Origin of the sequence: Actinokineospora pegani (genome assembly GCF_009745975.1) — a bacterium.
GTDB classification, from domain to species: domain Bacteria; phylum Actinomycetota; class Actinomycetes; order Mycobacteriales; family Pseudonocardiaceae; genus Actinokineospora; species Actinokineospora pegani.
The window spans coordinates 1-14408 of the sequence record NZ_WHOL01000052.1 but is presented as its reverse complement, the minus strand read 5'-3'; the positions used below and the strand labels follow the sequence as shown (position 1 = coordinate 14408).

The 14408-nt window shown below is 71.1% G+C and carries 11 protein-coding genes; 8 read left to right on the top strand and 3 right to left on the bottom strand.

Annotated features, from left to right (window positions below):
- Window positions 1–6: 6 nt before the first annotated feature.
- Complete coding sequence (locus GCL84_RS05165; protein ID WP_156754196.1) at window positions 7–981, bottom strand: ABC transporter permease; 975 nt, start codon at window positions 979–981, stop codon at window positions 7–9.
- A 500-nt stretch (window positions 982–1481) separates the two neighbouring features.
- Here GCL84_RS05165 and GCL84_RS05160 point away from each other — a divergent pair, with 500 nt between their 5' ends.
- The 6 genes from GCL84_RS05160 to lon all read left to right on the top strand — a co-directional run bounded on the left by GCL84_RS05160 (window position 1482) and on the right by lon (window position 8041).
- Window positions 1482–1982, top strand: coding sequence for a PadR family transcriptional regulator (locus GCL84_RS05160; protein WP_156754195.1), 501 nt, complete (start codon window positions 1482–1484; stop codon window positions 1980–1982).
- An 87-nt stretch (window positions 1983–2069) separates the two neighbouring features.
- Window positions 2070–3167, top strand: a complete 1098-nt coding sequence (gene prfB / locus GCL84_RS05155; protein WP_156754194.1) for a peptide chain release factor 2 — start codon at window positions 2070–2072, stop codon at window positions 3165–3167.
- A gap of 124 nt (window positions 3168–3291) precedes the next feature.
- Window positions 3292–3981: a cell division ATP-binding protein FtsE gene (ftsE, locus tag GCL84_RS05150; RefSeq protein WP_156754193.1), complete on the top strand. Its 690-nt coding sequence runs from the start codon at window positions 3292–3294 to the stop codon at window positions 3979–3981.
- A 51-nt stretch (window positions 3982–4032) separates the two neighbouring features.
- Window positions 4033–4935 carry a permease-like cell division protein FtsX gene (gene ftsX / locus GCL84_RS05145; RefSeq protein ID WP_156754192.1) on the top strand — a complete coding sequence of 301 codons (903 nt, stop codon included), beginning with the start codon at window positions 4033–4035 and terminating at the stop codon, window positions 4933–4935.
- Window positions 4936–5035: 100 nt separating this feature from the next.
- Window positions 5036–5512 carry an SsrA-binding protein SmpB gene (gene smpB / locus GCL84_RS05140; protein ID WP_156754191.1) on the top strand — a complete coding sequence of 159 codons (477 nt, stop codon included), beginning with the start codon at window positions 5036–5038 and terminating at the stop codon, window positions 5510–5512.
- A gap of 168 nt (window positions 5513–5680) precedes the next feature.
- Entirely contained in the window at window positions 5681–8041 is a 2361-nt protein-coding gene (gene lon, locus GCL84_RS05135) for an endopeptidase La (protein WP_156754190.1), read from the top strand.
- 55 nt (window positions 8042–8096) lie between these two features.
- On the opposite strand, the gene GCL84_RS05130 is transcribed toward lon, so the two are convergent.
- Window positions 8097–9239 carry a Dyp-type peroxidase gene (locus tag GCL84_RS05130; protein ID WP_235926005.1) on the bottom strand — a complete coding sequence of 381 codons (1143 nt, stop codon included), beginning with the start codon at window positions 9237–9239 and terminating at the stop codon, window positions 8097–8099.
- Window positions 9240–9303: 64 nt separating this feature from the next.
- Here GCL84_RS05130 and GCL84_RS05125 point away from each other — a divergent pair, with 64 nt between their 5' ends.
- Window positions 9304–10638: a right-handed parallel beta-helix repeat-containing protein gene (locus GCL84_RS05125; protein WP_156754188.1), complete on the top strand. Its 1335-nt coding sequence runs from the start codon at window positions 9304–9306 to the stop codon at window positions 10636–10638.
- 9 nt (window positions 10639–10647) lie between these two features.
- Here the strand turns inward: GCL84_RS05125 and GCL84_RS05120 are convergent, their stop codons facing one another.
- Window positions 10648–11409, bottom strand: a complete 762-nt coding sequence (locus tag GCL84_RS05120) for a hypothetical protein (RefSeq protein ID WP_235926004.1) — start codon at window positions 11407–11409, stop codon at window positions 10648–10650.
- A gap of 183 nt (window positions 11410–11592) precedes the next feature.
- Between GCL84_RS05120 and GCL84_RS05115 the strand changes: the two genes are divergently transcribed.
- Window positions 11593–14148 carry an SdrD B-like domain-containing protein gene (locus GCL84_RS05115; RefSeq protein WP_156754187.1) on the top strand — a complete coding sequence of 852 codons (2556 nt, stop codon included), beginning with the start codon at window positions 11593–11595 and terminating at the stop codon, window positions 14146–14148.
- Window positions 14149–14408 lie beyond the last annotated feature (260 nt).

The following is a 14408-nucleotide window of genomic DNA, read 5'->3' as shown; positions in this document are numbered from 1 at the left end:
CTGCCCTCAAACCCGGACCCGCGGGTCCAGCGCGGCGTAGAGCACATCGGACAGCCAGCCGGAGACGAGCACCAGCACGGCGATGAACAGCGTGACCGTGGCGACGATGTTGGCGTCCTGGGTGGCCACGCCGACCACGAGCCAGTCGCCCATCCCGTACCAGCCGAAGATCCGCTCGGTGAACGTGCCGCCGGTGATGAGCAGGCCGAAGCCGAAGGCGAACAGCGTGGCCATCGGGATCAGCGCGGTGCGCAGGCCGTGCTTGAACAGCGCCCGCCGCCGGGTAAGGCCCTTGGCCTGGGCGGTGCGCAGGAAATCGCTGCCGAGCACGTCGAGCATGGCGCTGCGCTGGTAGCGGCTGTAGTAGGCGATCTGTCCCAGCGCGATGGTCGCGGTCGGCACGATCAGGTAGCGCAGCCGGTCGCCGAGCGAGGCGAACCAACTGCCGTCGAAGCCGGGGGTCGACTCGCCCAGCGTCTGCAGGTAGTTGGTGCCGATCAGCTCGTTGAACGACTGGGCGGGCTGCTTGAGCAGCGTGCCGAGGACGAACACCGGTGTCGACAGGATGATGAACGAGAACAGCGTCGCCAGGTAATCGCTGAGCTTGTACTGCCGGATCGCGCTGACCACGCCGAGGATGACGCCGAACACCACGCCGAGCACCACACCGACCAGGAACAGCCGCAGGCTCACCCCGGCCCGGCGGGGCAGTTCGTCGGCGACCGGCCGGTCGGTCACGGTCCGCCCGAAGTCGCCGTGGACCACGCCGCCGACCCAGCTCAGGAAGCGCTGCGGGATCGGCTCGTCGAGGCGCAGCGCCTCGCGCTTGGCGTCCAGCACGGCGGCGGGCGGCGGCGGGTTGCGCTGTTCGAGGACGGCGATCGGGTCGAACGTCGTCGACGCGAGCGCGAACGCGAGGAATGTCGCCACCAGGCACAGGACGACGTAGTTCGCCAAGCGCCGGACGAGGAAACCGATCACGCCGGTCCAGCCTTTCCCGGTAGGTCAGTGGTGCCCGGTGGCGCCACCGCCGCGGGATGAGCCGCCGCGCCGCGGGCGGGCCCGCCCCCCGGGAAACGGGCACTCAGCCGTGGCGGACATGCAAGCTACCTACTTTGGTGAGGAATCCGGTAACAGGAGCGCGTCTGTTGCACAACCTAATATCTGCCGGGTTCAGGCACGGTAAAATCGGTGACGTGAGTCACATTCAGGTCTCGTTCGGCGGATTTCGGACGGGTGTTCCGGGTTTTCCGCGATTGGTCTGAACGGGTAGTGCGGCGTACGGCGATCCACTCGTTCAGGGCAGTGCGGTGATCACGTCCACGTGCGACTGTCCGATCTTGCTCCGGACGGGCCGTCGGGATTGGTCTGTTCGGTGGCACGCGACGGCCCTCGGTCGTGCCGGAGCGCGATCAGCCATTGTGGACCAAACGACGTGGCCACTGTGGACAGCGCCGCGCCGGCGTGGCACCGTGGACGGCGTGTCTGAATTGAACGCAACCGCAGCCGCTCTCCTCGGCCTGCTGCACGAGGGCCCCCAGACCGGAGGGCAGCTCGTCGCGGTCGCGCGCGAACGCTTCGGCTCCTTCTTCAGCGTCACGCGCAGCCAGGTCTACCGCGAGCTGCCCGCGCTCGCCGAGGACGGCCTGGTCCGCCTCGGCAAGCAGGGCCCCCGGTCGAGCCAGCAGTACGTCATCACCGCCGCGGGCAAGAAGGCCTTCAAGGCGTGGCTGGCCAGCGAGCCCGGCCCCGACCACCTGCGCAGCCCGCTCATCCTGCGCCTGGTGCACGCCAACACGCTGACGGCCAAGCAGCGGACCGCGCTGATCGACTCGGCCAAGGCCGCCTACGCCGCCGAGCACGACGCGGCCCGCGCGGCGGTCAAGGTGGCCGAGGACCAGTACGGGAAGGCGATCGCCGAGTTCGGCGTCGCGCGCGCCAAGGCCGTGCTCAAGCTGCTGGACTCCATCCCCAAGGCCTGACCGCGGGGCTCGCGTGGTCGAGGGTGGTGGGGGAAATGCCCCCACCGCCGCAGCGGCGGCGGCCGCGTCCGCGTAACCTCTGCGGACGTGAACCCGGACGTCGCCGCTGACCTCAAGGACCTGTCCGCCACGCTCACCGGAGTCGAGGGCGTCATCGACCTCGACAGCTTGCGCGCGGAGATCGCCGAGCTGGAGAAGCAGGCTGCGGCCCCTGACCTGTGGGACGACCCCGAGGCGGCGCAGAAGATCACCTCCCGGCTCTCGCACCGCCAGGGTGAGCTGCGCCGCATCGCGGAGCTGCGCGCCCGCCTCGACGACCTCCCGGTGATGTACGAGCTGGCCGAGGAGGGCGGGGACGCCGAGTCCGAGGCCGAGGCCGACGTCGAGCGCGAGAAGCTGCGCGCCGACATCGCCTCGCTCGAGGTGCGCACCCTGCTCTCCGGCGAGTACGACGTGCGCGACGCGCTGCTGACCATCCGCTCCGAGGCCGGTGGCGTCGACGCCGCCGACTTCGCCGAGATGCTCATGCGGATGTACATCCGCTGGTCCGAGCGCCACGGCTACCCGACCGAGGTCTACGAGACCCACTACGCCGAGGAGGCGGGGATCAAGTCGGCGACCTTCAAGGTCACCGCCCCCTACGCCTACGGCACGCTCTCGGTCGAGCAGGGCACCCACCGGCTGGTCCGGATCTCGCCGTTCGACAACCAGGGCCGCCGCCAGACCTCCTTCGCCGCGGTCGAGGTCGCCCCGGTCGTGGAGACGACCGACCACATCGAGGTCGACGAGAAGGAGTTGCGCGTCGACGTGTACCGCTCCTCGGGCCCCGGTGGCCAGGGCGTCAACACGACCGACTCCGCCGTCCGCCTCACCCACATCCCGACCGGCATCGTCGTCTCCTGCCAGAACGAGCGCTCCCAGCTCCAGAACAAGGCCTCGGCGATGGCCGTGCTGCAGGCCAAGCTGCTCGAGCGCCGCAGGCAGGAGGAGCAGGCCAAGATGGACGCGCTCAAGGACTCGTCCTCGGGCTCGTGGGGCAACCAGATGCGCTCCTACGTCCTGCACCCGTACCAGATGGTCAAGGACCTGCGCACCGACCACGAGATCGGCAACCCCGCCGCCGTCCTCGACGGCGACATCGACGGCTTCCTCGAGGCGGGGATCCGCTGGCGCCGGACGAGCTGACCGGCGGTGGCGCCCCGCCCGGCCCGTCGGCCCGGGACGCCGTTGTGCAACGCAGCGTGACCAGCAGGTTCACCACCAGGCCGTGGCAACGGCCCGATAACGACAAAAGGTAGACTCGCCCACCGTGATCCGGCTCGAAGAGGTTTCCAAGGTCTACAAGACCTCCACCCGGCCAGCCCTGGACAGCATCTCCGTCGAGGTCGACAAGGGTGAGTTCGTCTTCCTCATCGGCCCGTCGGGGTCCGGGAAGTCGACCTTCCTGCGCCTGCTGCTGCGCGAGGAGGTGCCCAGCAAGGGCCGGGTCTACGTGGCCAACTTCGACGTCGCGCGGATGGCGCGCCGCCGGGTGCCCCGGCTGCGCCAGTCCATCGGCTGCGTGTTCCAGGACTTCCGGCTGCTGCAGAACAAGACCGTCCACGAGAACGTGGCGTTCGCGCTCGAGGTCATCGGCAAGCCCCGGCACACCATCAAGAAGGTCGTGCCCGAGGTGCTCGAGCTGGTCGGCCTGGAGGGCAAGGCCGAGCGGATGCCCTCGGAGCTCTCCGGCGGCGAGCAGCAGCGCGTGGCCATCGCCCGCGCGTTCGTCAACCGGCCGCTGATGCTGCTGGCCGACGAGCCGACCGGAAACCTCGACCCCGACACCAGCCAGGACATCATGCTGCTGCTGGAGCGGATCAACCGGACCGGCACCACCGTCCTGATGGCCACCCACGACCACGGCATCGTGGACTCCATGCGCCGCCGCGTCGTCGAGCTCGACCTCGGCCGCGTGGTCCGCGACGACGCCAGGGGCGTCTACGGCGTCGGTCGCTAGGCCGACAACACCCCACGACCTGCCCCGACACAGCGAGGAACACCGCCCCCGATGCGTGCCAGCTTCGTGTTCAGCGAGGTCCTGACCGGGCTTCGCCGGAACATCACGATGACCATCGCGATGATCATCACCACCGCCATCTCCCTGGCGCTGCTCGGCGGCGGCCTGCTGGTCGTGCGGATGATCGACAAGACGCAACTGCTCTACCAGGACAAGGTCGAGGTCAGCGTCTACCTGACCAACGACGTGTCCGCGACGGACAAGGAGTGCGTCAACGACCCCTGCAAGGCGTTGCGCACGTCCCTGGAGACCGACCCGGCCGTCGAGACGGTGGTGTTCGAGAACCGCGACGAGGCCTTCGAGCGGTTCAAGCGGATCTTCGAGGCCCAGCCCGAACTGGTGAAGCTGGCCCGGCCGGAGGCGCTGCCCGCCTCGTTCCGGGTCAAGCTGGTCGACCCGGACCGGCCCGAGGTGATCACCCAGAGCTACGGCGGCCGCGCCGGGATCGACAGCATCACCGACCAGAGCGAGTTCCTGGACCGGTTCTTCAGCGCCCTCAACGGCGTGCGCAACGTCGTCTTCGCGGTCGCGCTGGTGATGGCCATCGCGGCGCTGCTGCTGATCTCCAACACCGTCCAGCTCTCGGCGTTCACCCGGCGCACGGAGGTGGGGATCATGCGCCTGGTCGGCGCCACCCGCTGGTACACCCAGCTCCCCTTCCTGCTGGAGGCGATGGTCACCGGCCTGGTCGGCGCCCTGCTGGCCATCGGCCTGCTCGTCCTGGTGAAGGTCATGTTCCTCGACGACGTGCTCGCCGACCCGATCAACGCGGGGGTGGTGCGCTCGGTGGACGGCCTGGACATCCTGCTGGTGTCGCCGTGGCTGCTGCTGGTCGCCTTGGGCATCTCGGGCCTCACCGGCTACGTCACCCTCCGCCTCTACGTCCGGACGTAACACCTCTCCCGCCACCCACCCCCTCGTTCCCGGCCCGGCAGGGATCTCGCGCCGGTAACCGCGTCGCCGACCCCGCGCTCCTTTCCGTAGAGTTCACGCCATGGTCAAGGAGCGCGGGAACAAGGTGATCGCGTCGAACCGGAAGGCGCGGCACGACTACGCCGTGGTGGACACCTACGAGGCCGGGATGGTCCTCGTCGGCACCGAGGTGAAGTCGCTGCGGGAGGGCCGCGCCTCCCTGGTCGACGCGTTCGCGACGGTCGACGACGGCGAGATCTACCTGCGCAACCTGCACATCCCCGAGTACACGCAGGGCACGTGGACCAACCACGAGCCCCGGCGCACCCGCAAGCTGCTGCTGCACAAGGGCGAGATCCTCCGGCTGGTCGGCAAGATCAAGGAGAACAGCCTCACCCTCGTCCCGCTGTCGCTGTACTTCAAGGACGGCAAGGTCAAGGTCGAGCTGGCGCTCGCCAAGGGCAAGAAGTCCTACGACAAGCGCCAGGACCTGGCCAAGCGCGACGCCAACCGCGAGATCGCCAAGACGATGGGACGGCGGGCCAAGGGCATCCGCTGAGGGGGTCCTCCGACCCCGGTGCCGGGCCATCCTCTGCCTGCCGGTCGGCTCCCGAAGCGGCGAAGACCCCTGGACCCCGCTCGCTCACGGCGAACACTCCCCGGGAACACCACTCCGCCTTCTCAGGTTGAGCTAGTCAGACTCAACTTCTTTGGAGAGTGGTTCTTCATGTCCGAGGCTCTGACGCTGCCGGTGCTCCCCCTGGACGACACGGTCCTGCTGCCCGGCATGGTCGTTCCGATCCCGCTGACCGGCGGGGACAACGCCAACGAGGCCAGGTCGGCCGTGGACGCCGCGCGGTCCGGCGCCGAGCCCGCGCGGGTCGTGCTCGTGCCGCGGCTCGACGGCAGATACGCGCGGGTCGGCACGGTGGCGGTGGTCGAACAAGTCGGGCGGCTGCCCGGCGGGCAGCTCGCGGCCGTGGTCCGCGGCACCGGCCGGGTGCGCATCGGCGCGGGCACGACCGGTCCCGGCGCCGCGCTGTGGGTGCGGGTCGAGACGCTCGACGAGGTCGTCGACGACCGGGCCCGCGAGCTGGCGGGCGAGTACAAGGACCTGGTCACCAAGATCCTGCAGCAGCGCGGGGCGTGGCAGGTGGTCGACAGCGTCGCCTCGGTGAGCGACCCGTCGGCGCTGGCGGACCTGGCCGGGTACGCCTCCTACGTCACCGACGAGAACAAGGTCTGGCTGCTGGAGACCGCCGACGTCGGCGAGCGGCTGGCCAAGCTGCTGGAGTGGGGCCGCGCGCACCTCGCCGAGCTGGACGTCGCCGAGACCATCCGCAAGGACGTCCAGGAGGGCATGGAGAAGCAGCAGCGGGAGTTCCTGCTGCGCCAGCAGCTCTCCGCCATCCGCAAGGAGCTGGCCGAACTCGACGGCAAGCCCGCTTCCGAGGAACAGGACTACCGCGCCCGCGTGGAGTCCGCCGACCTGCCGGAGAACGTGCGCGCGGCCGCGGTGTCCGAGGTGGACAAGCTGGAGCGGACCTCCGAGCAGTCCCCCGAGGTCGGTTGGATCCGCACCTGGCTGGACACCGTCCTGGACATGCCGTGGAACGAGCGCACCGAGGACGCCTACGACATCCCGGGCGCGCGGGCGGTGCTCGACGCCGACCACGCGGGCCTCGACGACGTGAAGGACCGCATCATCGAGTACCTGGCCGTGCGCAAGCGGCGCGACGAGCGCGGGCTCGGTGTCGTCGGCGGCAGGCGCTCGGGCGCGGTGCTGGCGCTGTCCGGTCCGCCCGGGGTCGGCAAGACCTCGCTCGGCGAGTCGGTCGCGCGGGCCATGGGGCGCAAGTTCGTCCGCGTGGCGCTGGGCGGCGTGCGCGACGAGGCCGAGATCCGCGGCCACCGGCGCACCTACGTCGGCGCCCAGTCCGGCCGGATCGTGCGCGCCATCAAGGAGGCGGGCACGATGAACCCGGTCGTGCTGCTCGACGAGATCGACAAGGTCGGCTCCGACTACCGTGGCGACCCGACCGCGGCGCTGCTCGAGGTCCTCGACCCCGCGCAGAACCACACCTTCCGCGACCACTACCTCGAGGTCGAGCTCGACCTGTCCGACGTGGTCTTCCTGGCCACCGCCAACGTCGTCGAGTCGATCCCGGCCCCGCTGCTCGACCGGATGGAGCTGGTCCAGCTCGACGGCTACACCGAGGACGAGAAGGTCACCATCGCCCGCGACCACCTGCTGCCCAGGCAGTTGGAGCGCGCGGGCCTGACCGCGGACGAGGTGGCCGTGTCCGACGGGGTGCTGCGCCTGCTGGCGGGGGAGTACACGCGGGAGGCGGGCGTCCGGCAGTTGGAGCGCGCCATCGCCCGGGTGCTGCGCAAGGTCACCGCCAAGCTCGCCCTGGGCTCTGGCGCCCTGCCGCTGTCGGTCGGCGCCGACGACCTGGTCGGCTACCTCGGCAGGCCCAAGCACACCCCGGAGTCCGCTGAGCGCACCGCCGCCCCCGGCGTCGCCACCGGCCTCGCCGTCACCGGCGCGGGCGGCGACGTCCTGTTCATCGAGGCCTCGCTGGCCGACGAGGGCACCGGCTCGACCGGGGTCACCCTCACCGGCCAGCTCGGCGACGTGATGAAGGAGTCCGCCCAGATCGCCCTGTCCTACCTGCGCTCCCACGGCGCCGAACTGTCCCTGCCCGTCGCCACCCTGGCCGACCGGGGCATCCACATCCACATCCCCGCGGGCGCGGTCCCCAAGGACGGCCCCAGCGCCGGTGTCACCATGACCACCGCCCTGGCCTCCCTCCTGTCCGGCACCCCCGTCCGCAACGACGTGGCCATGACCGGGGAGGTCTCCCTGACCGGCCGGGTCCTGCCCATCGGCGGCGTCAAGCAGAAGCTGCTGGCCGCCCACCGGGCGGGCATCACCACGGTCCTGATCCCGCACCGCAACGCCCCCGACCTCGACGACGTCCCCGAGTCGGTCCTGGCGGAACTGACCGTCCACACCGTCAGCGACGTCCGCGAGGTCCTGCAGATCGCGCTGGCCGAGCAGGAGGCGGAGGTTCTGGCCGCCTGACCGGCGAATCCTCGAGGGGTGGTGCCACCAGGTGCCACCCCTCAAGGCGGTCGGTTCAGCCGCCGGGGAACAGGGTGGAGCCCAGTTGCCGTCGCCGGTCGAAACCCGGGAGCACCAGGAAGGTCGCGCTCGCCGTGGTCCTGGTGAACGGGAGGAGCGCGTCGGAGTGCTCCATGTGGGTCAGGGTGGCGGTGAAGGTCCGCAGGTCGTTCTGGAAGCTGATGAACAGCAGACCGGGCGCGGGCTCGTCAACGCTGTAGGAGCGGCGGAGCATGAGGCCCACGCCGACCACGCTGGAGTGCGCGCGGCGCGCGTGGGCGTCGGCGGGGACGAGGTACCTGCCGTCCGGTGTCTTGGCCCCGAGGTTCGGCCCGGCGGCGGCGGAGCCCCCCGACAACGGGACACCGGTGTCGCGATGCCGGCCGAAGACGGCATTCTGGTCCTGGATGGACAGACCGGCGAACCGCCGCAGGTCGAGTTCCATGCGGCGGAGCACGACGATGGTGCCGCCTGCCACCGGCGGCGGTGCGCTCAGCCACAGGTCCCGCTCCTGCTCGGCGGGGGTGTGCGGTCCCACGATGCCGTCGACGAACCCCAGCAGGTTCCGCGGTGCGGTGCGCCCTTCGCCCAGTGCGACACCGGAGGCGCGTCGGCCGGACTGCCGCCAGCGCTCGCGCACCCGGTCGCCCGCCCGGTCCAGGAGCGCGGCCGCGGCGACCGACGGCAGCAGGGGGTCGCTCGCGCAGACCTGCACCAACAGGTCGCCACCGCGTTCGCGATCGGCGACCTCCTCCCGGGAGAAGGGCGGCAGGTCTGCCGCACCGGGCAACGACGGGTCGGACAGCCGGACGATCCGGGGACCGATCCCGATCGTCACGGTGAGATCGCCCGGCGCCAGACCCAGCAGCCGCGGGTCGACGCCCGCGGTGAGCGCGAGGATGGTCTGGCCGAGCTCGGCCAGCAACGGGCCCACCGCGGCGGTGTCATCGATGTCCGCGACGACGGCGAGCAGGTTGGGCTGGGCGTCCCGGGGTTCGGCGACCCCTGCCTGGTGCCCGCCCGTCGCGGGCGGTGGCGCGTCGGGAGCGGGTGCGCCGTGCGGTTTACCGGAACGGGACTCGCACCCGACGGCTAAGCCAGCGGTCACCGCGGCGCCCGCGGCGCCGAGGAACGTCCGACGTGACGGGCCGCGGTTCACGCATCGCAGGGTGCCACACACCGCGTGGCACAAGCGAATCCGTCGCCCGTGCCAGACTCGAGCCATGTCTTGGGAGGATTTCCGGCTGCGGGCCGCGGTTCTGGCCGTCCTGACGATGGCGCTCTCGGGCTGCTCCGACGACGACGGCGCACGTCAGGGCAACCGTCCGACCGGCGAGCACGTGACGATCCGGGTCCCGGCCGACGCGCCGACCATCTCGGCCGCGGTGGCCCTCGCGCAGCCGGGTGACCTCGTGCTGGTCGCCCCGGGGGTGTACCACGACCCGGTGAAGATCACGACGCCGAGGATCACTCTTCGGGGTGAATCTCGGCATGAAGTGGTGCTGGATGGGCGGTTGCGGCAGCCGAACGGCGTCGTCGTCGCGGCGCCCGGGGTGGCCGTGGAGAACCTGACGGTGAAGGGGAACACCCAGAACGGGGTGCTGGTCACGGGCTCGGCCAAGGCGATCGAGGGAGCGCCGGGCGAGGGCGGCTACGACACCGGCGACGAGGAGGTCCGCTTCGTCGAGTCGTTCCTGGTCTCGCACGTGACCGCCACCGGCAACGGCTTGTACGGCATCTACGCGTTCTCCGCGCGAAACGGCGTGATCGAGTCCTCCTACGCCTCCGGGAGCGCCGACTCGGGGATCTACGTCGGGCAGTGCAAGCCGTGCGGTGTCGTGGTGCGCGACAACGTCGCCGAGTTGAACGCGATCGGGTTCGAGGGCACCAACGCCAGCGGCGACCTGTACGTGGTCGGCAACCGCTTCTCCGGCAACCGGGTCGGCCTCACCACCAGCTCCGACCACCAGGAGAAGCTGCTCCCGCAACAGGGTTCCGTCATCGCGGGCAACCTGATCGCGGCCAACCAGCAGGCGGCCACCCCCGAGCAGGCCGACGGCGGGTGGGGAGCGGGGGTGGGCATCGACGGCGGGAGCGACAACCAGGTCGTCCGCAACCGGATCACCGACAACGCGCACGCGGGCCTGGTGATCACCGCGACCCAGGACATCCCGGCGAACGGGAACCAGGTCCTGGACAACGTCTTCGCGGCGAACGGCGTCGACGTGGGCTGGACGTTCCCCACGGCGACGAAGGGGCACGGCAACTGCGTCGGCGGTGCGGACCTGCGCACCGTGCCCGACGGGCTCGCGGTGATCGCGTCCTGCCCGGCCGCGGCCGGATCGCCCTCGCCCTCCGGTGCGCTGCCCGGCCCGCGCCCACCCCGGGGCATCCCGTTCACCGAGGTCGCGGCACCGCCCGCGCAGCCCCAGCTCCCGGGCGCCACCACCGCCGGGGCGACCGCGGTGCCCGCCGTCCCCGCACTGCCCGACCTCGCCGGGGTGCTCGTGCCGACGGTGTCGCTGCTGGCCGACCGCGCGCTGGTGCGGGTGCTCTGAGGCGGGCGGTCACCGCGTCGGGACGGGGGGCACCTCGGCCCGGCTGTGCGTGTCGAAGTCGATGACGACCGGCTCCGGCTCGGAGGCCACCTCGGCCCGGACCCGGTGCATGGTGCCGTCCTGGCCGAGCCAGTAGCGCACCGAGCCCGGCGCCCCGACCCGGCCGTGGGCGTCGGGACCGCGCAGCACGTCGACCGGCTGGCCGTTCACCTGGTCGCGGCCGAGCCAGGCGGCGCCGTTCTGCGGGAGCAACTGGGCGTTGTCCGGCCGGTCGCTGCCGAGCCCGAGCACGATGGACAGCGTGGTGTCCAGGGTGCTGCCCATTGTCTGAAGTGGACGATGATGCCACCCCGCCGTGGGCGGCGCATCCGGTGCGCGCGTAGGGACTTCCTCCATCGGGTGAACGAACACAGTGGTGTCCGTCCACTCGATCAGCCCATCGCCGGACGTGTTGCGCCCGGTTCCGCGCACCACGCCGTAACCGAGCCGGTTTCGGTAGTCCACTGATCCGGTGATGACCAGGCCCCCGGCGGTATCCGGCACGGTGATCGTCACCGCGCGGCCACCCGCCTCGAAGTTGCGGAACCTCGCGATCGCCAGCCGTTGCGTCTCCTCCGCGGTCAACGCGCGCGGACTCGCCGAACCCGAGTCGTCCCAAGCGGTGCAGAGCGCGACAGCCACCGCTGCGACCACTGCGGCGGCGAGCCCGACGAGGGCCACGACCCGCCACCGCGACCTCGGCCTCTGGGCGGGTTCCTTGTGGATCGGCATGGCGCTCAAACTAACAGTGCCTCAAGTTCACCCGAAAGGTCAGCGGGTTGCCGTAGCGGACCGGCTCGCGTCTTTGGTTTCCTAGTGAGGCTCGGTCGCACCCGCGATCTGGCGCATGCCCTCGACCCGAACCGGATGTGTTGCCCGGTAACGGGACTTCATCCACTCGGCAAGGGGAGAGCTATGGCTGTGCGCGGAGTCGGCAAGGCACGAGACCGCAGAACGCGGACCGGCGCTCGACGACTGGCCCGCGTGGGGCTGACCGGTCTGCTGCTGTTCGGCAGCGCCGCGGGCACGATTGTCGCGGGGGGCGCCACGGCGGGCGCGTCGACCACGGACGGCACGCTGACGGTCCAGGTGCTGCGGGACTTCTTCGGCACCGGCGTCATCAACACGACCATGGACACGCCGCAGCAGGGCATGACCGTCGAGGTGACCGATGTGACGGGCGCCCGCGTCCGGGCGTCGACGGACGCGACCGGCAAGGTCGTCGTGCCACCCTCGACGGAGCTCGTCGGTGGCCAATACCGCGTGGACGTGTCGATCCCCGCGCCCTACAGCGACTACCTGCGGGCGGCGCCCGCCTCGACGAAGCCCGACCACTTCGACAGCTTCACCTCGTTCGTGGACCTGCGCGAGGGCACGGACCAGTCGGTGATCACCGCCGTCTGGAACCCGGCCGACCACACGCTCCCCGACACCCGCTACTACGTCCCCGTGCAGACCCCGGCCGTGAACCGGGACGGCACCCCGTCCGACCCGGGCGGCCGGGCGCTGGTGGCGTTCGCCCAGGAGTCGCGCGGCACCTGCCCCGACGAGGTGGCGTGCCCGACGGTCATCAACACGCAGTCCCAGGTCGGCACCACCTGGGGCCTGGCCTACGACAAGGACCGCGAGCGCATCTTCCAGTCCGCCTTCGCCAAGCGCTTCACCGAGTACGGCCCCGGCGGCGGCGGTGCGATCTACACGACGCCGGTCGACGGCTCGGGGCAGCCGGAGCTGTTCGCCACGGTGCCCGGCGCCACGGCGACCGAGCACGGCGCCGTCGACATGCGCAAGGACCCGGCATTCGTGGACGTGCCGGGCAAGGAGAGCCTCGGCGGCCTCACCGTGTCGGAGGACGGCACGACCCTCTACGCGGTGAACCTGCTGACCCGGGAGCTGGTGAGCTTCGACGCCACCGCGGCGCGGGCGCCGGGCGTCGCCAACACCGTGCCCATCCCCGACCCGGGGTGCGCGGCGCCGGACGACTGGCGGCCGTTCGCCCTCACCGCGCACGACGCGAAGCTGTACGTGGGCGGTGTGTGCTCCGCCGAGAGCACGCAGGACCGAGCCGACCTGAAGGTCGTCGTGTCCACCTACGACGGCTCGACCTTCACCGAGGTGTTGACCCACGGGCTCGCGTACCCGCGTGGCTACGTCATCCGCTCGCGCACCGAACCCGAGACCAACCACTGGAACCCGTGGGACGCCGACCTGGCGAACTGGGACGAGCGCAACAGGAGCGGCGTCTTCATCGACCCGCAGCCCGAACTGGCCACCATGGCCTTCACCCGGGACGGCTCGCTGATCCTGGGCTTCCGCGACCGGTTCGCCGACGTCATCGGAGCGGGCGGCCTCGACCCGCGCCCGGGCAACGACACCCCGGAGTCCGCCATGTCCGGTGGCGACATCACCATGGCCTGCGCCAAGCCCACGGGCGGGTTCGACTGGGAGGGCACGGGCGAGTGCCCCAACCACGGCACGACGGCCAACAACGGCAGGCAGCTCGACGGCGTGGTCGAGTACTTCCACGGTGACTTCTTCGACCCGGGCCGGTCGGGCAACGGCACGCACCAGGAGACGGCCCAGGGGTCGGTGGCCTTCATCCCGCAGCAGCAGTGGGTCGTCAGCACCGAACTGGACCCCGCCAGGGATGTGAACTCCAACGGCGCCGGCTTCTACGACGTGACCACCGGTGTGGGCCCCGGCCACGAGAACCCCACCCACGGCTACCAGTTCGTCGGCCCCCGCGACAACGGCTTCGCCAAGGCGGGCGGTCTCGGCGACATCGCCTACCAGGCCGCGAACGCACCGGTCCAGATCGGCAACGTCGTCTGGTTCGACGGCGACAACAACGGCGTCCAGGACCCGTACCACGACGACGAGGTGCCGCTGGAAGGCGCGACCGTGCACCTGCTGGACGCCGACGGCGTGAAGATCGCCACCACCCGCACCGACGCCGCGGGCGAGTACTACTTCGGCGGTGTCGGCGCATCCCCCGAACTCACGAGGGGAGCGGAGTACACGGTCCAGTTCGACGTGTGCACCGCGTTGACCGCCAACGTCCCCGGCACCCCACCGGCCGAAGACCTCCGCTTCACCCTCCCAACCGCGGGCGACGACCGAGTCCGCGACTCCAACGTCACCCCACCCACCACCGACCGCCTCTGCAACGGCTACGCCCCCGTCACCGCCCCCACCCAGGCAGGCGGCGTCGACCACACCATCGACGCGGGCGTGCACATCCCCAAGCCCACCCCGCCCACGACCCCGCCGCCCCCCAGCGAGGCGACACCCACCAGCGAAGCAGCCCCCGCCGCCCCGCCCGCCCCCACGCCCCCATCGGCCAGGGCGATCACCCAGCCCCTGGCCCACACCGGCGTCACCGCACTACCCGAACTGATCTTCCTCGGCATCCTGGCCATCCTCGCAGGCGCCACCCTCTGGATCACCACCCACAAACGCCGCCCCAACTAACCCCACCACCCCTTGGGGCTGTCCACCCACGGACAGCCCCAAGGCCCACCCCCTCAACCCCAAGCACCCCCCGCCCCTCACCACGCACCACATCGCCCACCCCAAGAACCCGCCCGCCCCACCCCAAACCACCACACGCAGGTCCCAAGGACCGCACCCCCCATCCCACCCCGTCACCCCGCAACGCCCCCACCACCCCGCAGGTCCAGCTCCTGCCCTCAACCCCGTCACCCCGCAACGCCCCCCACCACCCCGCAGGT

Excerpts from the sequence above, each read along its gene's own strand:
- GCL84_RS05125 (WP_156754188.1), top strand. The coding sequence starts at position 9,304 with ATGTCTTGGGAGGATTTCCGGCTGCGGGCCGCGGTTCTGGCCGTCCTG.
- GCL84_RS05115 (WP_156754187.1), top strand. The coding sequence starts at position 11,593 with ATGGCTGTGCGCGGAGTCGGCAAGGCACGAGACCGCAGAACGCGGACC.
- ftsX (WP_156754192.1), top strand. The coding sequence starts at position 4,033 with ATGCGTGCCAGCTTCGTGTTCAGCGAGGTCCTGACCGGGCTTCGCCGG.
- lon (WP_156754190.1), top strand. The coding sequence starts at position 5,681 with ATGTCCGAGGCTCTGACGCTGCCGGTGCTCCCCCTGGACGACACGGTC.
- GCL84_RS05120 (WP_235926004.1), bottom strand. The coding sequence starts at position 11,409 with ATGCCGATCCACAAGGAACCCGCCCAGAGGCCGAGGTCGCGGTGGCGG.
- smpB (WP_156754191.1), top strand. The coding sequence starts at position 5,036 with ATGGTCAAGGAGCGCGGGAACAAGGTGATCGCGTCGAACCGGAAGGCG.